Consider the following 19,606-nt stretch of genomic DNA (forward strand, 5'->3'; position numbering starts at 1 on the left):
GTGGGCCAGGGACTCGTGAGCCCGTTTCTGGGGCTGCGTCTGTCTGAGGTCATCATTCCGCCGTTCGGCGCGGGCGGCAGGCCATCTTCCGAAGCCAGGCTGCGCGTCGTGGAGAACCAGTGTCTGGGTTGCCGCGTCGCCATCTCACCCTCCAAAGCCGACGGCGCGTGCCGTCAGGAAATCGAGGGGAGCGACATCCGTCGCCAGGGGCTCTACAGCGGCACGCGGCATTGCCGGAGCCGGGCGAACCGGGCGGGCCTCGCGCTGCGCCGAAACGCGGAATTCGCGGATCGTGCGGCCGAGTTCGAGGATGACGGTATGAAGATCGTGGCCTTCGGAGCCGATGCGACCGGCATCCGACGCGTCTGCTTCGAGTGCACGGCTGGCGCGGCCGATATCGGCTGTGACACCATCGAGCCCTTCGGCATCGACGGCGCTTTCGCGCACGATGCCGGTGATGGCATCGTTGATGCCCTCGACCTGGCGCACGATGTTGCCGATCGCATCCTGCGTGCGATGAACGTGCTCGACGCCGGTCTCGACCTGCGACTTGGTGCTGGTGACGAGCTGCTTGATCTCGCGCGCCGCATCCGCGGAGCGCTGAGCGAGGGCTCGCACTTCCTGCGCGACGACCGCGAAGCCGCGACCGCTGTCGCCGGCGCGGGCCGCCTCGATACCGGCATTGAGCGCCAGGAGATTGGTCTGGAAGGCGATCTCGTCGATCACGCCGATGATCTGGCCGATCTTTTCCGCCGACGCTTCGATATCGGCCATGGCCGACATGGCCTCGCCGACGATATTTCCGCTCTGGGTCACCGAATCCTGCGTCGCAAGCGCGGCGGACTGGGCCTTGCGGGTTTCATCAAGCGTCTGGCGAACGCGACCGACGATGGCGCCCAGTGCATTGGCGGTTTCGATGAGGTTCGCCGACTGCTCGGCCGAACGGGCCGAAAGACTGCCAGCACCGGAGGCAAGCGTGCCGACGAGGCGGTCGCTTTCCGTGGCGCGATCGGCGGCGGAGGCCAGGTGCTTCTGGATTTCGTCGAGCGCGCCATTCAGCGTATCGGCCATATCGCGCCATGCCTCGGGCATCTCGCCGGAGACGCGGGCGGAGAAATCGAGGGCCGATAGGCCGCGGATCGTTTCGCCGAAGACGCGGTCGAGTTCGGCGCGGTCTTCGCGGCGCTGGTCGGCCAGCGCCCGGCCATGCGCGTGGCGCAACTCGTTGAAGCGCAGCGAAACGCCGATTTCCGCATCCACCATGGCGGTGCGGATAAAGGCGGAGACGAGCTCGGTCAGTTCCTTGCGGCGCGCCTTACCGGCGCCGGGCAGGATGGATTTCGGCCAGTATTCCTCGATCAGGCCGGAAACGACCGTTTCGACGACGACCGAATGGCCTGCAATGCGCCAGCGCGGGTCGAGCCCCATCTGGCTTTCGCTGTCGGAGAGGATCTTGACCCGCTCGGCATAAAGGCCGTCGAAACGCGCGTCGGTCAGAACGCTCCAGTGGGAGCTCTGGAGGTCGTGCAGGCGGTCGATCTGGCGCTCGCTCTGAAAGTGGCGGGCGGCATCGGGAAAGGTTTGGAAACGCTGGAAGAGATCGCGAAGCGCCGTTTCGACATGCCGTTCGAGCGTCTGGCGATGGTGGCGGAGCGTTTCGCCCTGGGCTGTCTCGACACCGGCAAAGCGCAAACGGTCGCGCAGGCTGGCTGCCTGTCCCGTTCGAGCGTTTTCTGCCGGCATTTCCTGCACCAGTATGCTCCCAAACCAACGATGCCCGGTTGCCCGGATGGGCGACCGACCGAATTTTCGCATGGAGGAGACGTTGGTGACCCAAGCCGTGCTCACGAGGCGGTGCGCTGCCGAAAATCCGGCGCAGGCGCGGTCACCCTTCGATCCATGATCAAATTCTGTGAAACTCGAATACCGGCTCTGATCCGGTACGGCGGGTCGGCATCATGCCTGGGTGAGAAATGGCGAATTTCCCATTCCGACGTGTAGAGCAATGTTTATGGTTAATTCCTTGCCTGAAGGTTAATAGTTTATGCCTTGCTTCTGAGTTCGCTAAAATTAAACGAGCAGCCGTAACGTCAGCTACACGCAAGCTCGCGCGCGTAGGGTGCCCTCATGAACTGACAATGATGTCAGGAGGAACGGACAATGATTGTTCTGGCATTGGGCGCCACGGTGATTGCAGCGGCAACGCTGGCCGCCATCACGCTGCTTCTCGATATCGACGCCGGCCGGGCCCCGGCCAAGGCCCGGGTTTTCTAAACCCCGCCCGCGACCATCATCCTCACGCCTTGTCGGCGAGCGCGCGCCAGCGTGCCGCATAGCCAGCCGCACCCGGCGGCAGGTCTTGCGTGACCGCAACCAATGCCGGCTCCGGTGCGCATCCCGCCGCAAGGCAGGCGGCGCCGATGCTCGTGCCCGTGGCGCTGCCGCCGGCCAGCACGTCGCGGCCCGTCGCCACCCCCAGCATCATCAGGAACGCCCTGTTGGCCGCAAACGGCCCCTCGACGATGACGGGACCGTCGGCGCCGACGAGATCGAGGCAGGTGGCGGTCATCAGCGCGAGGTGGAACGCAATCACGGCCTGCGCCTCGTCGTCACTCAGGGCATCGCGCGGAACAGTCCAGCGCGCCTTGCGGCCGGGATAGGGCCCGGACTCCTCCGGCATCGACGGGAGCAGCATGACGTCGCGGTCCAGCACGGCGGCGATGGCGGAGGCCGGGAGATCGCCGGACTTGCCGCCAAGCGTCGAAAAGGCCCGGCCGCCCATGAAGCGGGAGGACGGCACGGGATCGCCGAGCGCATTGACATTGATCAGCGTATCGCGTGCTTCGTCCAGGGCGACAGGCTTTGCGCCGATCGCCATGACCACGACCCAGGTGCCGGTGGAGACGACCGCATAGGGTGCCTTTCGCGTCAGCACATAGGGCAAAAGCGAGGCGTTGGAATCGTGGATGCCACAAAACACCGGTGTGTCAGGCCGAAGACCGGCCGCCGCTGCGATTTCGGGCAGGATCGGCCCGAGCGTATCACCCGCCTTACGCACCGGCGGCATCATATCCGTCCAGCCCTCGTCTTTCACGAGACTGGAGAAGCGGCCGTTCCGCGGTTCCCAAAGATCGGCATGGCAGCCGAGCGAGGTCACTTCGCTGGCGGCCACACCGGTCAGGCGGAAGGACCAGTATTGCGCATACATCAGGATATGGCGCGTTCTGGCGAAGGCCTCGGGGAAACGCGTCGACTGCCAATAAATCTGCAGGCCGGCATTGAGGCCCATCGGCATGATCGGCGTACCGCTCTCGGCGAAGGGCGGGCGGATCTTTCGATAGGCTTCCGCAGCCTCCTGCGGGCCTTCATGCTCGTAGTCCAGCACCGGCAGGACAAGTCCACCGTCTTCGCCGACCAATGCCGCAGTCGCGCCATGGGTCGTGACGGAGATGGCATCGATCGGGCGTTCCGCATTCAGCGCGGCGAGGCTCTCGATGATGAAAGCCCAGAGCTTTTCCGTGTCGAAATGCGGATAGGGCGCGGCGTTCACCACCCCGTTCGGCATGGTGCGGGCGGCGACCTCGCGAAAAGTCTCGCCATCGACCAGCACGACCTTGGCATTCGTCTTGCCGATATCGACGACGGCAATGGTCTTCATCGGCTCAATCCATATGGAAGACGGTGAGGAGCGGCACGGCGACAGGCTCGTTGTCCGGCTTCGTCTGCATGATATCGGCCATATGCGCCCACCAGCGCTTCATGACGGGATGGTCTGGCAGGTCGGCCATGGTGTGATCGCCGCGCCGCCAGAGCACGCCGAAGAGCAGGTTCGTCTCCTCGTCGAGATGGATGGAGTAGTCGGAGACGCCGGCCTCCTTGAGGAGCGCGGAGAGTTCCGGCCAGATCGCATCGTGCCGCACTTTGTATTCGACCGCGCAGCCGGGATTGAGCCGCATGCGAAAGGCATATTTCTCCATGGCTCAATGGCTCCTGCGACCACGAAAGCGGCGATAGAGGATCGGCAGCGCGATGACGGAGATCAAAAGCAGGCCAATGAAGATCGACATGACGATGCCGGGCACATTGAGCAGGCCGAAGCCAAAGGTCACCATGCCCATGATGAGGGCGGCCAGAACGACGCCGGGAATGGTGCCGGAGCCGCCGAGGATGTTGACGCCGCCAAGCACGACCATCGTCACCACTTCCAGCTCCCAACCGAGCGCGATGGACGGGCGCGTCGAGCCGAGGCGGGCCGTCAGACAGATCGAGGCGATGGCAGCCATCAGGCCGGTCAAAAGGAAGAGCACGAATTTCACCCGGCCGACGCGCACGCCGGAAAACAGCGCGGCCGTCTGGTTGTTGCCGATGGCATAGACGGCGCGGCCGAAATTCGTCTTGTGCAGAACGATGCCGTAGATAACGGCGAGTGCGACGAAGAGGCAGAATTCGAAGGAGAAGACCCACCAGACATAACCCTGGCCGAACCAGGAGAAACTGGCCGGATAGCCGGTGAAGGCCTGATCGCCGAGGATGAGGAAGGACAGGCCCCGGAAGAGGCTCATCGTGCCGATCGTCACGACGATAGAGGGCAGGGCGAGACCGGTGACGAGCAGGCCGTTGAAGGCGCCGCAGAGGAGGCCGGTGGTAAGGCCGATCAGGACCAAGGCGGGCGTATCGAAGCCGAGCTGCACGGCATAGCCCATCACCGTCGAGGTGAGCGCGATGATCGAGGCGACGGAGAGATCGATTTCGCCTGATATGATGACCAGCGCCATGGCGAAGGCGATCATTGCCTTTTCGGTGAAGTTGAAGGTCGCGTCGGACAGGTTCCACGGATCGAGGAAATAGGGCGAGGCGAAGGAGTTCACGAGGAAAATCGCCAGCGCCACGGCGACCAGCAGCGTCTCCCAGCTTTTGATGAGGCGGGCACCGCGGCTTTCAAGCCGGTCGGGAATGTGGCGTGCAATCGTCTGGACGTCAGCCATGGGCGGCCTCCGCTTTCCTGAGAATGACCCGGCCCTTGCGCTTTTCGGCGCGCGCATTCACGGCCACGGCGATGATGATGACCATGCCCGAGATCGCCATCTGGGCGAAGGGCGAGATGTTGATGACCGGCAGCGCGTTCTTGATGACGCCGAGGAACAGCGCGCCGAGCACCGCGCCGCCGACCGAGCCGATGCCGCCAGCAATCGACACGCCGCCGATGACGCAGGCCGCGATGATATCGAGCTCGAAACCGGCAGCGATATCGACATAGGCGACGGCATAGCGCGAGACCCAGAGATAACCGGAAAGGCCGGCCAGCGTGCCCGACAGGCAATAGGCGAGGAAGCGCGTGCGGCCAACGTCGATACCGGTATAGACGGCCGCATGGGGATTGCCGCCGAGCGCAAAGAAGGCGCGGCCAAGCGGCGTGCGGCGCATCACGACGACCATGATCGCGATAATGACCAGCGACAGCCAGGAAAGCAGCGGGAAGCCGAGCAACGTAGCGCGCGGCAGGGCCTTGAAGGCATCGCTCATCTGGTGCGCGTTGATCCAGGCGCCGCCGGACAGAAGGAAGATCAGGCCGCGATAGATGGTGAGCGTGCCGAGCGTCACGACGATCGGCGGGATATCGAGCTTCCAGACAAGCAGGCCGTTGATCGAGCCGAGAGCCGCGCCGAGCGCGACGGCGACGAGGATGATCAGCGGCACCGGCAGACCGGGAAAGGCGGCGTTCAGCATGGCCGCCGCCATGCCCGACAGGGCGAGATTGGCGGCCATCGACAGGTCGATGCAGCGCGTCAGGATGACGGCCATCTGGCCGAGCGCCAGGATGATCAGGATCGACGTGTCATTATAGACATTGGCGAGATTGCCCGGCGCGACGAAGGGCGGAAAGCGGACGGCGATCAGCACCAGCAGCGCGATAATCGCGACGACCAGCAGCATTTCGCGGTTCTTGAGGAGAAGCTTCATCACGCGGCCTCCTGAATGCCCGCTGCGGCGCGCACGAGTTTTTCGGCCGTCAGATCCGCGCGCTCGAAGCGGCCGGCGATGCGGCCCTCGCGCATGACGATGACGCGGTCGGCCATGCCCATGATCTCCGGGATTTCCGAGGAGACCATGATGACGCTGAGGCCCGAGGCGGCAAGCTCGCTCATGAAAGCATGCACGGCGGCCTTGGAGCCGATGTCGATGCCCTTGGTCGGCTCGTCGAGGATGATGACCTTCGGCCGCGTCGCCAGCCACTTGGCGATGACGACCTTCTGCTGGTTGCCGCCCGAAAGCGTGCCGACGTCCTGATCAAGCGAGGCGGCACGCAGATCGAGCCGCGCCGTATATTCCCGCGCCAAAGCGAATTCCTCCGCCATGCGCAAAAAGCCGGAGCGCGAGGTGCGCGACAGCGAGGGCAGCGTGACGTTCTGGAAGATCGGCAGGCCGATGATCGCCCCCTGCCGGCCGCGTTCTTCCGGCACATAGACGATGCCCGCCTCGATGGCTTCGGCCGGCGAACGGATGACCTTGACCTCACCATCCAGCCGGATCGCGCCGGCGGACGGTTTGGTGATGCCGATCAGTGACTGCATGAATTCCGAACGGCCGGCCCCGACGAGACCGTAGAAACCGAGGATTTCGCCGCGGCGCAGTTCGAAATTGATGTCCTCGAATTCCGTCGGGTGGCGGTAGCCGGAGACTGTCAGCACCGGCTCGCCGATTGCGACCTCCTGCTTGGGAAAGACCTGCCCGACATCGCGGCCGACCATCTGGCGCACCAGATCGTCCTGCGTGGTCTCCGAGATCAGCCCCTCGCCCACCATGCGCCCGTCGCGGAAGACGGTGTAGCGGTCGGCGATACGAAAAATCTCGTCGAACTTGTGGCTGATGAAGAGGATCGCCTTGCCGTCCGCCTTCAGCCGGTCGACCAGTTCGTAAAGCTCGTGGATTTCCTTGTGCGACAACGCCGCCGTCGGCTCGTCCATGATGACGACGCGGGCGTCGATCGAGAGCGCGCGGGCGATGGCGACGAGGTGCTTGTTGGCGATGCCGAGATCGCGCAGGCGGATCGACGGGTCGAGATCGGCGCCGACGCGCGACAGGAGCGCGCGGGCATCCGCGTTCATCTTCTTCCAGTCGATCAGGCCAAAGCTGCCGCGCGGCGCATGGCCCAGAAAGATGTTTTCCGCGACCGAGAGCTCATCGAACAGCACGGTCTCCTGGTGGATAGCCGTCACTCCGGCTTTCGCGGCGGCATTGGCGGTCGGGAAATGGGTTTCCGCGCCATCGACTCGGATTGTGCCCTCATCGGGCTGGTAGATACCGGTGAGGATCTTCACCAGCGTCGACTTGCCGGCCCCGTTCTCGCCGACCAGCGCCGTCACCGAGCCGGGATAGAGCGAGAGCGAAACGTCCGACAGCGCGCGCACACCGGGAAAGGATTTCGAGATCCCCTCGAGCGCGACGGCGGGCCTGGTCCGCGATATGGTCGTGTCCTGCAGCAAATCTCGGTCCACCGGAATTTCGGTTGCAATTGCCCGGCCACCGGCATGGCCGGTTCGGGCAGGCTCAGCATGTCACGGGGAATGCCCCTCCCCCAGAGGGGAAGGGGCGGATTTCTCGCAAGATCAGAAGATCTTGGCGAATTCCTCGACATTCGAGGCGTCATAGACGAACGGATCGGCCATGGCGCCTTCGTTCTTGTCGTCGAGCTTGACGGTGCCCATGCGACCCATCTTCAGTTCTGCACCCGGCTTTGCTTCCGCGCCGCCGATCAGGTCGTTGGCGATCATCGTTGCAGAGTAGCCGAGGTCGATCGGGTTCCAGATCGCGAAGGACTTGGAGGCGCCCGACTTCACATGGCCGGCCATTTCCGAGGGAAGGCCGAGGCCGGTGACGTTGATCTGGCCGATCTTGCCGGCATCGGTGACGGCCTGCGCGGCGGCGACAATGCCGACGGAGGTCGGCGCGATGATCGCCTTCAGGTTCGGATGCGACTGGATGAGGCCCTGCGTCTCACGGTAGGACTTGTCGGCAAGGTCGTCGCCATAGACGGTCGCCACGACATTGATGCCCTTGTAGTTGCCCAGCACCTTGTTCATTTCCTCGATCCAGACGTTCTGGTTGGTCGAGGTGGCCGTGGCCGAGAGCACGGCGACGTCGCCGCCTTCCGGCAGGTTGTCGGCAGCGAGCTTGATGATCATGTTACCGATCAGCGGATTCGACGACGGGTTAAGATGCATCAGGCGGCCCTCAGGGGCGACGCCCGAATCCCAGGAGATGACCTTGATGCCGCGGTCCATGGCCTTCTTCAGGGCCGGTACCAGCGCGTTGGTGTCGTTTGCCGAAACGGCGATGGCGTCGACCTTCTGGGCGATCAGCGAATTGATCACCTCGATCTGGCCTTCGGCGGTCGTCGTCGTCGGGCCGGTATAGATGACCTCGACATCGCCGAGTTCCTTGGCAGCTTCCTGCGCGCCCTTGTTGGCGGCTTCGAAGAAGCCGATGCCGAGCGCCTTCACGACAAGCGCGATCTTCTTGGTTTCCGCCTGCGCGGTCGCCATCATCGCGACCGAAATGGCCGCCGTCACGAGCAAGGTTTTCAGAATTTTCACGTCATTTCCTCCCAGTGAAAAATCAACCCTCCGGCCTCATGCCGATGAGGATGCAGTCTCCGATTTGGCGCCCGCCTGAACGTTCGCGACGATCAAGTTGACACCGGCCTCCTCCAGCATCGCGGCGTCCCTGTCCTCGATGCCCGAATCCGTGATGACGGTGGCAATGCGCTTCAGGCCGCAGAGAATGAGGCTGGAGCGCTTGCGGAATTTGGTGGAATCGACCAGCACGACGAGCTCGTCGGCCTGGTCGATCAGCTTCTGTTCGGCCTGGATGAGCAACGGATCGGCCTCCATCAAGCCGAGCGGGCCGATGCCCTGCGCGCCCATGAACATGCGGCGCGCATAGAAATTGCGCGTCACGTCATTGTCGAAGGGGCTGAGCACGATGTTCTGCTCGCGGTAGATCGTGCCGCCGGACAGCATGATCGTGTTCTTCGAATGCTTCAGCAGGTGCTCGGCGATGTTGAACGAATTGGTGAAGACCTGCATGCGGCGGTTGGTCAGGAAATGCACCATCTGGAAGGTGGTCGTACCGCCGTTGATGATGATCGGATCGCCATCCTCGCACAGCGCCACCGCCTCCTTGGCGATCGCCTGCTTCTGGCGGGTGTTCAGCGTCTCGTTGACCGTGAAGGGCCGGCCGGCAAGTCCGACGAACTGCGGGGGATGCAGCGCTTCCGCCCCGCCGCGCACCCGGCGCAGCTTCTTCTGCACATGCAGCGCCGCGATATCGCGCCGGATCGTCGCCTCGGAGCTGTCCGTCAGATCCACAAGCTCGGGCACGGTTACAACAGGCTTTTCCTGAACCGCGGACAGAATGATCCGATGTCTTTCCTTCTCGTGCATGGCTCCTCCAGTGCTCGCAATGCTTCCATCAGGATCGCGCATTGTCAATCACAATCAATCATATTTTTTCATTGTGCAGTGCAATATGATTGTTTTTGATTGTTTATGATTGACATCGGCAAAAATCCCGTGTGATCTGAAAGCATGCCGTCGAGCGCCACGATAGGTGCTGCCACGAGAAAATACCGGGAGGAAATGCCGATGCTGGACAAGAACCAGGGCGCACGCCTTGCAAACCTGTGGGATGACGCCAAGGCATCCGCCATGAGCGAGCCCGAGCGCCTGCTCTATCGCTCCAACCTGCTCGGCTCCGACAAGCGCATCACCAATTACGGCGGCGGCAATACCTCGGCGAAGGTTATCGAGAAGGACCCGCTCGGCGCCGGCAATGTCGAGGTTCTCTGGGTCAAGGGCTCCGGCGGCGATGTCGGCACGATCAAGATGGACGGCTTTGCCACGCTCTACATGGACAAGCTGAACGCGCTGAAGGGCCTCTATCGCGGCCTCGAGCATGAGGATGAAATGGTGGGCTATCTTCCCCACTGCACCTTCAACCTCAACCCGCGCGCCGCCTCCATCGACACGCCGCTGCACGCCTATGTGCCGAAGAAGCATGTCGACCACATGCATCCCGACGCGATCATCGCGATTGCTGCCGCGAAGAACTCCCGCGAGCTGACCCAGCAGATTTTCGGCGACGATATCGGCTGGCTACCCTGGAAGCGCCCCGGTTACGAACTGGGCCTGTGGCTCGAAAAGTTCTGCCTGGAAAACCCTGGTGCGCGCGGCCTCGTGCTGGAGAGCCACGGTCTCTTCACCTGGGGTGATACGGCGAAGGAATGCTACGAGACGACGGTCGAGATCATCAACAAGGCCATTGCCTGGTTCGAGGGCAACAACACGGCCCCGGCCTTCGGTGGTGCGGTGAAGCCGGTTCTGGCACCCGCCGAGCGCCGTGCGGTTGCCGAAAAGCTGATGCCGGTCATTCGCGGCATGATCAGCAAGGATGAGAAAAAGGTCGGCCATTTCGACGACAGCAGCGCCGTGCTGGATTTCGTTACGGCGAAGGACCTTGCCCCGCTCGCCGCCCTTGGCACCAGCTGCCCGGACCACTTTTTGCGCACGAAAATCCGGCCGCTCGTCGTCGATTTCGATCCGGCCAATCCTGATGTCGACAAGACGCTGGCCGGTCTCGACGAGGCCGTCGCCGCCTACCGCGCCGACTATGCCGCCTATTACGAACGCTGCAAACGTGCCAACAGCCCCGCCATGCGCGACCCCAATGCGGTCGTCTATCTCGTGCCGGGCGTCGGCATGATCACCTTCGCCAAGGACAAGGCGACGGCCCGCATCTCCGGCGAGTTCTACGTCAACGCCATCAATGTCATGCGCGGCGCTTCGGGCGTTTCGGACTATGTCGGCCTGCCGGAGCAGGAAGCCTTCGACATCGAATACTGGCTGCTGGAGGAAGCAAAGCTCCAGCGCATGCCGAAGCCGAAGAGCCTCGCCGGCCGTATCGCGCTGGTCACCGGCGGCGCTGGCGGCATCGGCAAGGCGACGGCGAACCGGCTGATGGCGGAGGGCGCCTGCGTGGTGCTCGCAGATATCGACGAGGCCGCCCTCGCCGAGGCACAGAGCGAGCTTGCCGGCCGTTATGGCAAGGATGTCGTGCGCTCGGTCACCATGAACGTCACCGACGAGGCGCTGGTCGCAAAAAGCTTTGCCGATACGCTGGTCGAATTTGGCGGCCTCGACATTCTCGTTTCCAATGCGGGCCTTGCTTCTTCCGCCGTCATCGAGGACACGACGCTCGAGCTGTGGAACAAGAATATCGGTATTCTCGCGACGGGCTACTTCCTCGTCTCGCGCGAAGCCTTCCGCATCTTTCGCCGCCAGAAGGCAGGCGGCAACGTCGTCTTCGTTGCCTCCAAGAACGGCCTTGCCGCCTCCCCCGGCGCATCGGCCTATTGCACGGCGAAGGCTGCCGAAATCCATCTTGCCCGGTGCCTCGCACTCGAGGGCGCCTCCGAGCAGATCCGCGTCAACGTTGTGAACCCGGATGCCGTGCTGCGCGGCTCGAAGATCTGGACCGGCGAGTGGAAGGAACAGCGCGCGGCGATCTACAAGACCGACACGGAGGGCCTGGAGGCGCTTTACCGCGAACGCTCCATGCTGAAACTCTCGGTCTTCCCGGAGGATATCGCCGAGGCCATCTACTTCCTCGCCTCCGACATGTCGGCCAAATCGACCGGCAACATCGTCAATGTCGACGCGGGCAATGCCCAGTCCTTTACCCGCTGAGGAATTTCTTGATGACGATGATTTCCAAGGATGTGGTGGCGCACGAAAACGACAAACGGGTCGCTGACCTGAAAAGCGACTACGAGCATCTCGGCGCACAGCTTGCCCGCCGCGGCGTCGATATCGATGCGGTGAAGACCAAGGTCGCGGCCTATGCGGTCGCCGTGCCCTCCTGGGGTGTCGGCACCGGCGGCACGCGCTTTGCCCGCTTCCCCGGCGATGGCGAGCCGCGCAACATCTACGACAAGCTGGAGGACTGCGCCGTCATCCAGGAACTGACGCGCGCGACGCCGACCGTCTCGCTGCATATTCCCTGGGACAAGGTTTCGGATCTGAAGGAGTTGAAGGAACGCGGAGCGGCGCTTGGCCTCGGCTTCGACGCGATGAACTCCAACACCTTCTCCGACGCGCCGCAGCAGGAGCATTCCTACAAATACGGCTCGCTCTCGCACGCCAGCGCCGGCACGCGCCAGCAGGCCGTCGAGCACAATCTGGAATGCATCGCCATCGGCAACGCGCTCGGCTCCAAGGCGCTGACCGTGTGGATCGGCGACGGCACCAACTTCCCCGGGCAGGCGAATTTCACCAAGAGCTTCGAGCGCTATCTCGATGCGATGAAGGCGATCTACAAGGGCCTGCCGGACGACTGGCGGCTCTTCACCGAGCACAAGATGTACGAACCAGCCTTCTATTCGACGGTCGTGCAGGATTGGGGCACAAATTATCTGATCGCCCAGGAACTCGGCCCGAAGGCCTATTGCCTCGTCGATCTCGGCCACCATGCGCCGAACGTCAATATCGAAATGATCGTCGCAAGGCTCATCCAGTTCAAGAAGCTCGGCGGTTTCCACTTCAACGATTCGAAATATGGTGACGACGACCTCGATACCGGTTCGATCGATCCTTACCGTCTGTTCCTCGTCTTCAACGAGCTCGTCGATGCGGAAATGCGCAAGGCCGAGGGTTTTGCGCCGGCGCATATGCTCGACCAGAGCCACAATGTGACTGACCCGATCGAAAGCCTGATGCGCAGCGCCACGGAAGTCTGCCGCGCCTATGCGCAAGGCCTCATCGTCGACCGCGCGGCGCTTGCCGGCTATCAGGACGGCAACGACGCGCTGATGGCTTCGGAAACGCTGAAGGTCGGTTTCCGCACGGATGTCGAGCCGATCCTCGCCATGGCGCGGATGGAATCCGGCGGGGCGATCGACCCGGTCGCGACCTACCGCGCGGCCGGTTACCGCGCAAAGGTCACGGGTGAGCGCCCGGCGGTTGCAAGCGGCGGTGGCGGCATCGTCTAAGCCGCCACAAGATGCTTTCAATACCCTCTTGCTTTCCCGGCAACGCCTGCCACATTCAGCTTTGACAGAATGAGACTGTCACAAGGGAGCACATTATGGGCATTGAAAGCATTCTCGTTTTCCTCATCGTCGGCGCCATTGCCGGCTGGCTTGCGGGCCTCATCGTTTCGGGCTTCGGCTTCGGCCTCGTCGGCAACATCGTCGTCGGCATCGTCGGCGCGTTCATCGCCGGTTTCCTCTTTCCCGCCATCGGCATCAGCCTCGGCAGTGGCATCGTCGCCGCGATCCTGCATTCCACGATCGGCGCCGTGATCCTGCTCGTGCTCATCAAGGTCATCAAACGCGCCTGATTTCACGCGCCTGAAAACCGAAAGGCCGTGGCGGGTGGCTGCCACGGCCGTTTGCTTCAGTTGACGCTGATCGGCTTCGAGCGCATGCGCGAAACCGTCTCTCGCTCCGCCCGCTTGCAGCGCATAGGCGGCAGGCCGCGATCCATCAGCGCCATATCCTCCAGCACCATCTCGCCCATCTTCTTGAACGCGCTGTCGAGCGCGCCGGCGCGGTGGGCTGAGCGCACGAAGCCATCAAGCTTGCGGACCGCATGATCCGCCGGCAGCGGCTCTTCGGGATAGACATCGCTCGCCGCCACGATATGGCCACGCCCGACTGCGTCCATCAGCGCCGGGAAATCCACGACATCAGCCCGGCTGAGCAGGATGAAGGCAGCGCCTTTGCGCATGGAGGCAAAGGCCTCGGCTCCGAGGAAGGATTTGTTCTCGCTCGTCACCGCCGCGACGACAAAGACGAAATCGCTCATTCCCAACACCTCCGAAAGCGAAGCCGGCTCGACGCCCGCCTCGCGCAGGATCGAAGGCGGCAACCAGGGATCGAAGACGCGAATTTTCGCACGAAAGCCGGAGAGAACGCGGTTGAGCGCGCGGCCGAGATCGCCGAAGCCGACGATGCCGATCTCGGAACCCGAGAGCAGGCGCGCCGACGTGTTGCCCTCTCCGCCCCAGAGCTCGCGCCCCTCGCGGAAAGCGACATCCGCATCGATAACGCCGCGCGCAAGGTTCAACGCCATGGCAAGACCCAGTTCGGCGACGGGCTCGGCAAAGACCTGTCCGGTCGTCACGACATGGATGCCGCGCGCAAACAGGATCTCGTAGGGCATGTTGTTGAGCAGGTTGCTCTCGACATTCAGGATGGCGCGCAGATTGGGCATGCGACCCAACGTTTCCGCCGAAAGCGGCGGCTGGCCGAGAATGTAGCGCGCCCTGGAGAGAACATCCTCGCCAAGGCCGGCGATATCGTCAGGATCGGCTTCGACGATCCGGTAAGTCCGGCGCAGTTCCGCCTCGGTCTGCGGCGTGAAAATCAGATCGAGCGAGCGCGGTTCGGGCGCGCTGATCACCAGTGGCAGGGCTGTATCGGTCATGGCTCCTCCGGATATGCTTCCACGACGTGGTAGCATGGTCGCCGGAGGCTTGCGACTAGTAGCCGAGGCCGCGCAGCGCGCGGATGCTCGACGGCGGGAGATAGGTGCCGCTTGCGGTCACGCCGTTTTGTTCGCAGACATAGATGTTGCGCGGTATCCAGCGGTTGTCGCGGCTGCGCGAGGCACCGACCGTCTGCTCGCACACCACCCGCCCGCTGTGCCTGTATTCATCGGTGGCATCACTCGGTGCCACGCCCGGCAGGTCCTTGAAAGCCTGCGCCTGCGCGCCCGCAGCGGACGCCAGAAAAGCCAGAAGGAAAAGGGTGGCTCGTGTTTTCATCGTCTTTCCCGGCTGAGCCGGCCTTTCGCAATTCATAAAGAGATACCGCTGGCCCAAGACATGCGCTATAGGCCTGCGGATATTCCGACAGCTTAGATGGGGTTTTTCATGGCAAGTGCAATCCGGTATCACGAAGGCGACATCTCGGCGGCCGACGCAGCCCGCTACACCGGAGCGATCGCCATCGACACCGAAACGCTGGGCCTCATTCCGCGCCGCGACCGGCTCTGCGTCGTGCAGCTTTCACCGGGCGACGGTTCTGCCGATGTCATCCGCATCGCCGCCGGCCAGAGGCAGGCCCCAAATCTCGTTGCAATGCTTGAGGATCCGAGCCGCGAGAAAATCTTCCATTATGGCCGTTTCGATATCGCGGTACTCTTCCACACGTTCGGCGTCACCACGACGCCGGTCTTCTGCACCAAGATCGCCTCGCGCCTGACGCGGACCTATACCGACAGGCACGGTCTGAAGGACAACCTCAAGGAAATGCTCGACGTCGACATTTCCAAGCATCAGCAATCGTCCGACTGGGCGGCAGAAACCCTCTCTCCGGCACAGCTCGAATATGCCGCATCGGACGTTCTGCATCTCCACGCCCTGCGCGACAAGCTGACGGCCCGGCTCGTACGCGACGGCCGGCTTGCTCATGCGGAAGCCTGCTTCGCCTTCCTGCCGACCCGCGCCAAGCTCGATCTCATCGGCTGGGAAGAGACCGACATCTTCGCCCATAGCTGAGTTTTCGCGTGCAGAACGGACGCCAGCACCAGACCGGGCCGACGCTGGAGCCTTTACGCCGGCTGATCCGCAGTCGGCTCGCAGCCCTTCCGCCGGGTCTTTCGGAATTCATCCTGTTCGGGCTGAAACAGGCTTGGGCCTGCCTCTTCGGCGGGCTCATGCTCGGCCTCATCATCCTCACGAAGCTGGTCTGGCAGCCGGACTGGCCACTCCACCGTTATGACGTGCTGTTCCTGATGGCGCTTGCCATTCAGATCACGTTCCTGGCACTGAAGATGGAGACCCTGGAGGAAGCGAAGGTCATTCTCATCTACCATCTCGTCGGCACGGCGATGGAGGTCTTCAAGGTCCATATGGGCTCTTGGACCTATCCGGAGGACGCGCTGTTTCGCATCGGCGGCGTGCCGCTGTTTTCCGGCTTCATGTATGCCTCGGTCGGCAGCTACATGGCGCGCGCCATCCGTATCTTCGACATGCGCTTCACCCACTATCCGCCGTTTTGGACGACGGCTTTGCTGGCGCTCGCGATCTACGCCAATTTCTACGCGCACCACTATCTGCCCGACATCCGCATCGTGCTCTTTGCGGCGACCGTCCTGCTCTTCGGGCGGGTGCGCATCTACTACACGGTGGAAACGACACCCCGCTGGATGCCGCTCCTGCTCGCCGCCTTCTTCACCAGCATCTTCCTCTGGATCGCCGAAAACATCGGCACGGCGACGGGCGTCTGGCTTTATCCCGGTCAGCGGACCTGGCACATGGTGCCCTTCACAAAGCTCGGTTCGTGGTATCTGCTGCTCTATGTCAGCTTCGTGCTGGTGACGATCGTCTGCCGGCCGCGGCCGCCGGGCGCCCCCGAAATCCGACAGGTGCAGGCTTAACGCTCGGTTAACGGGCCGACGGCTATCCTTCAGGCCGAGTCTGGAGGTTGCCATCATGTTGACACCCCTGCAGAGCGCGCAGTCCACCGCCGCCGTTTCGGCACTGCAATCGATCGTCACGACGATCGAGGACCGTCAGCGCGAGGAGGCGGAAAAGGCCAGCGGCCGCAAGAAGGACGATGTTCTTCAACAGGCGCATCTGCGCCCTGATAATGCTGCACGTCAGGCCAATGCCCGCATCAACGAACATTTCTTCGGCAACAGCATCCAGGATGGCGATACGCTTGCCAAACTGATCTCCCGCTTTTCCGATGCGCTTGGCATCGCGCAGATGGAAGGGGAAACGGCACGCAGTTTCGCCCAGCGGCTTGCCGACCAGCTGACCCTTGTCGAGGCCGTCGGCCTTCCCTCGAAGGGCAGCGAACTCAGCGTTTCGCTCGGCGCTCTCGGCACGACGCTTGATGCCGTCAAGCAGGCGATGAGCGGTCCCTCCGACGATGCGAGCGCCAATCTTGTCGCGCGCCTTGCGCTGGCCACGAACGTGACCCAGGGCGAAGACGAGGCCGACGCGGATTACGAGCTGCGCCTCTCCGCCATGCTGAGCCGCCAACGCGGGGAGCTGCCGGCGGATACCGCCGCAATCGAGAAAAAGACCGGCCTTACCGACCTCGGCCTTCGCGCCAGCGATCTCGTGGCGGCGATCCGCAATCCCTACGGCACTGAAGCCGAACGGGTTAAGGATGCGCTGGCCGAGAAAGCCAAGGACGAAAAGGCACTGACGCCGGAAATGCAGAAGGTGCTCGCGCGTCTGGAAGACACCGCGAATCCCAAGACGATCGAGGAACTGAAGCTCGAGCGCACCAAGCGCGATCCGACCCGCGTCGAGGATACGGAGACGCGCAAGGAACGCGAAGAGACGATCCAGAAACTCGAGGCGGGCGAAAAACTCGAAGACGTACAGGATCTTCAGGACGCCGTTGGCCGCGCCCATGAGGAGGCCGCCAAGGACAAGACGGACGGCAAGAGCGGGACCGAACCGTCACAGGATGCTGTCGATACGATCCAGCTCCTCGCCTCCGGCGCCGAGGCAACCAAGGCGATTGAAAAGGCGAAAACGAAACCGGACGACACGCTTCTCGAGCACAAGGGCGCGCCTGCGGAAACGACGGGCGAAGCCGTGCGCAATCTCGATGCCGCCGGCACGAAGGAGAAGGACGAGCGAGAGGAAGCCAAGAACGAGATCTTTGCGCTGCGCGTCGACGACAACGGGATCTACGACCTCATCACGCGCCAGCTCGTGGCTTAAGCTTCGGGCTTCTTCCTGATGATACCGAGCCGTGCGATCACCTCCGGCGGAATACCATAGCGTCGGATCGCATCCTTCTGGCTGCGCAGACCGCACATCTCGCGCTGGATAAAGAAGGCCCAGACCTTGTCGGCTGCGTCGTTCAGCAGGTCTTCGCGCTCCGCGTCGCCGCAGCCCGTGGCGAGACGCTCCGAGAGGAGCGCGATCGCCTTCTCGACCTTCAGCCCGTGCCGGCCGAGCGCATCCGCCCGTTCCGACATCAGCTCGTATTCGAGGATGTTGAGCCCCGTTTCCTTGGTGAAGGCGGGGGTGAGCGCCTGCGGCGGGCGTACCGTCATCTCTCGTCTCCTGTCAGAACTCCAAGATGGAACGGCAGACGCCCGACGGCAAGAGCATCACACCGCGCGGGCGCGTACCTCTTCGAAGTGCCAGTCGACAAGAAGCTTTCCATCGCGCCACACCGGCTGCAACAGGTTGCGGCGACCGGCCAACTGGTCCACGCGCGCACCCTCCAGCCCGATATAACCTTCGACAACCGCCTGGCGGCCGGCTTTGGAGGCTTTCAGATTCATGGTCGCGGGGCGCTTGTAGACATCATGCCAGGCGCCCGAGGAATCCTGTCGGGCATTGGCCTTCATGGCAAAGGAATAGGTGTCGCGGTTGACACGCTGGAGCAGGCCGGCGCCCATGCCGAAGGCGATATTTTCCGCGGAGAAACCGAAGGCTTCCAGCCGCCCGAGGATGAGGCCGATATCGGCGGGCGAGATGCCGTCGCCCTGGATGACGCGCACGCTGTTGTCGAGCACCTTGTAGCCTTTGCCGTTCAGATGCGTGCCGAAGGCATAGGCGAGCTGGCGCAGAACCTGGACCGGCGTTTCCACCGGATCGCCGCTGTCGGGCCGGACGACGAGCGTGCCGCCCGCCGTCTGTACGCGATCCTTCAGCTGCTTGCCCCAGATCTCCGAAACGGCATTGTTGATGTCGTAGCTGTCGGAGACCACCGCATAGAGGCCCTTGCCGCCGAACTTGTCGATCATGTTGCCATAGGCCTCCGCCTCGCGTTCATGGCCCCAGGAGGTCATGGTCGAGTGCTCGGAGGCCGGGATCGAGAAGCCCGCCATGTCCGCGCCATAGTAGCGGCGGGCATAGAGCACGGCGCTGACCGTGTCGGTGCCCATGAAATTGACGAGATGCGCCGCGCCCCCGATACCAGCCTGCTCAAGGCTTGTCGTGCCGCGCGCGCCAAAATCGTGCAGGCGGAAGGGGAGGACGGCGGCGGGGTCGTCGCAGGTCTTCTCCAGGAACGGCTGGACGATCTGCTTCACCTTTCGAGAGTTGGAGGCGACGGTGCTCGGATACCAGACGGCGCGCAGGAGCGCCGTCTCGATATAGGATGTCAGCCAGTAGCAGGCCGGGTCCGTATTCACGACCTGTACCATCGGCACGCCGCGGCGCACCAGCGTTCCCTCCGGCAAGCCTTCGACGAGAAGTGGCAGGAAACCGCCGTGTTTGTTGACGATGTGCGTCCAGCCTTCGCGATTGAACGGCAGGCCATGTGCCGTCACGATGCCTTCGGCCTCGTCTACATCCTGCATGGTCACCGGTTTCGACAGATATTCCTTGAGGAACATCTGGAGGCCGAAGAACAGCACTTCCGCATGGTCCGAATGGCCGCGGGCCTCGATATAGGACGAGATGGCGCGGGTTTCCGGGGGATATTGCAGGTAGTGGCTGAACTTGTAGCTGTCAGTGTTGAGGATGAGGTTGGTGAGGTTCATCAAAAGTCTCCGCCGCATCCGGGCCTCTCGTAAAGCAGCGGCCAGCAGTGCGGGCAAGATTTACTTGAGCTGAGCATAAGGGG

18 protein-coding genes are annotated in these 19,606 nt (G+C 63.1%); 6 read left to right on the forward strand and 12 right to left on the reverse strand.

The window, feature by feature from the left end; translation table 11 throughout:
* Positions 1–144 precede the first annotated feature (144 nt).
* From MUU55_RS12150 to MUU55_RS12185, 8 genes are all read right to left on the reverse strand, one after another.
* A complete protein-coding gene (locus tag MUU55_RS12150) occupies positions 145–1,743 on the reverse strand; it encodes a globin-coupled sensor protein (RefSeq protein WP_244761545.1) in 1,599 nt (532 codons plus the stop codon).
* 553 nt (positions 1,744–2,296) lie between these two features.
* Positions 2,297–3,658: an FGGY-family carbohydrate kinase gene (locus MUU55_RS12155; RefSeq protein ID WP_244761030.1), complete on the reverse strand. Its 1,362-nt coding sequence runs from the start codon at positions 3,656–3,658 to the stop codon at positions 2,297–2,299.
* Between the two features lie 4 nt (positions 3,659–3,662).
* A complete protein-coding gene (gene rhaM, locus MUU55_RS12160) occupies positions 3,663–3,977 on the reverse strand; it encodes an L-rhamnose mutarotase (RefSeq protein ID WP_244761031.1) in 315 nt (104 codons plus the stop codon).
* A gap of 3 nt (positions 3,978–3,980) precedes the next feature.
* The gene (locus MUU55_RS12165) at positions 3,981–4,985 is read right to left on the reverse strand and encodes an ABC transporter permease (protein ID WP_244761032.1); all 1,005 of its coding nucleotides are present in this window, start codon (positions 4,983–4,985) and stop codon (positions 3,981–3,983) included.
* A complete protein-coding gene (locus MUU55_RS12170; RefSeq protein ID WP_244761033.1) occupies positions 4,978–5,964 on the reverse strand; it encodes an ABC transporter permease in 987 nt (328 codons plus the stop codon). The genes MUU55_RS12165 and MUU55_RS12170 overlap by 8 nt, the downstream gene beginning before the upstream one ends.
* Positions 5,961–7,496, reverse strand: coding sequence for a sugar ABC transporter ATP-binding protein (locus MUU55_RS12175; RefSeq protein ID WP_244761034.1), 1,536 nt, complete (start codon positions 7,494–7,496; stop codon positions 5,961–5,963). The genes MUU55_RS12170 and MUU55_RS12175 overlap by 4 nt, the downstream gene beginning before the upstream one ends.
* Positions 7,497–7,607: 111 nt before the next feature.
* Positions 7,608–8,594, reverse strand: coding sequence for a rhamnose ABC transporter substrate-binding protein (gene rhaS / locus MUU55_RS12180; protein ID WP_244761035.1), 987 nt, complete (start codon positions 8,592–8,594; stop codon positions 7,608–7,610).
* 36 nt (positions 8,595–8,630) lie between these two features.
* The gene (locus MUU55_RS12185) at positions 8,631–9,443 is read right to left on the reverse strand and encodes a DeoR/GlpR family DNA-binding transcription regulator (RefSeq protein WP_244761036.1); all 813 of its coding nucleotides are present in this window, start codon (positions 9,441–9,443) and stop codon (positions 8,631–8,633) included.
* A gap of 201 nt (positions 9,444–9,644) precedes the next feature.
* Here MUU55_RS12185 and MUU55_RS12190 point away from each other — a divergent pair, with 201 nt between their 5' ends.
* From MUU55_RS12190 to MUU55_RS12200, 3 genes are all read left to right on the forward strand, one after another.
* Complete coding sequence (locus tag MUU55_RS12190; protein WP_244761037.1) at positions 9,645–11,744, forward strand: bifunctional rhamnulose-1-phosphate aldolase/short-chain dehydrogenase; 2,100 nt, start codon at positions 9,645–9,647, stop codon at positions 11,742–11,744.
* 8 nt (positions 11,745–11,752) lie between these two features.
* Positions 11,753–13,045 (forward strand): L-rhamnose catabolism isomerase, encoded by a 1,293-nt coding sequence (gene rhaI, locus MUU55_RS12195; protein ID WP_425314168.1) that lies wholly within the window; start codon positions 11,753–11,755, stop codon positions 13,043–13,045.
* 95 nt (positions 13,046–13,140) lie between these two features.
* Positions 13,141–13,395: a GlsB/YeaQ/YmgE family stress response membrane protein gene (locus tag MUU55_RS12200; protein ID WP_244761038.1), complete on the forward strand. Its 255-nt coding sequence runs from the start codon at positions 13,141–13,143 to the stop codon at positions 13,393–13,395.
* A gap of 56 nt (positions 13,396–13,451) precedes the next feature.
* Here MUU55_RS12200 and MUU55_RS12205 read toward each other — a convergent pair whose 3' ends face one another.
* Positions 13,452–14,483, reverse strand: coding sequence for a hydroxyacid dehydrogenase (locus tag MUU55_RS12205; RefSeq protein WP_244761039.1), 1,032 nt, complete (start codon positions 14,481–14,483; stop codon positions 13,452–13,454).
* Positions 14,484–14,538: 55 nt separating this feature from the next.
* Positions 14,539–14,823, reverse strand: a complete 285-nt coding sequence (locus MUU55_RS12210; protein ID WP_244761040.1) for a hypothetical protein — start codon at positions 14,821–14,823, stop codon at positions 14,539–14,541.
* Positions 14,824–14,931: 108 nt separating this feature from the next.
* Between MUU55_RS12210 and MUU55_RS12215 the strand changes: the two genes are divergently transcribed.
* From MUU55_RS12215 to MUU55_RS12225, 3 genes are read left to right on the forward strand one after another with little or no spacing between them, the layout of a single operon-like run.
* A complete protein-coding gene (locus MUU55_RS12215; RefSeq protein ID WP_244761041.1) occupies positions 14,932–15,558 on the forward strand; it encodes a ribonuclease D in 627 nt (208 codons plus the stop codon).
* Positions 15,559–15,602: 44 nt separating this feature from the next.
* Positions 15,603–16,439, forward strand: coding sequence for a DUF817 domain-containing protein (locus MUU55_RS12220; RefSeq protein ID WP_280518955.1), 837 nt, complete (start codon positions 15,603–15,605; stop codon positions 16,437–16,439).
* Between the two features lie 55 nt (positions 16,440–16,494).
* Positions 16,495–17,745 carry a hypothetical protein gene (locus tag MUU55_RS12225; RefSeq protein ID WP_244761043.1) on the forward strand — a complete coding sequence of 417 codons (1,251 nt, stop codon included), beginning with the start codon at positions 16,495–16,497 and terminating at the stop codon, positions 17,743–17,745.
* Here MUU55_RS12225 and MUU55_RS12230 read toward each other — a convergent pair.
* Positions 17,742–18,083, reverse strand: a complete 342-nt coding sequence (locus tag MUU55_RS12230) for a DUF6665 family protein (RefSeq protein ID WP_244761044.1) — start codon at positions 18,081–18,083, stop codon at positions 17,742–17,744. The two genes, MUU55_RS12225 and MUU55_RS12230, sit on opposite strands and share 4 nt — an antisense overlap.
* Before the next feature lie 57 nt (positions 18,084–18,140).
* Complete coding sequence (locus MUU55_RS12235) at positions 18,141–19,523, reverse strand: nicotinate phosphoribosyltransferase (RefSeq protein ID WP_244761045.1); 1,383 nt, start codon at positions 19,521–19,523, stop codon at positions 18,141–18,143.
* Between the last annotated feature and the right edge of the window lie 83 nt (positions 19,524–19,606).

This window comes from Shinella curvata, assembly GCF_022899935.1.
GTDB classification, from domain to species: Bacteria; Pseudomonadota; Alphaproteobacteria; order Rhizobiales; family Rhizobiaceae; genus Shinella; species Shinella curvata.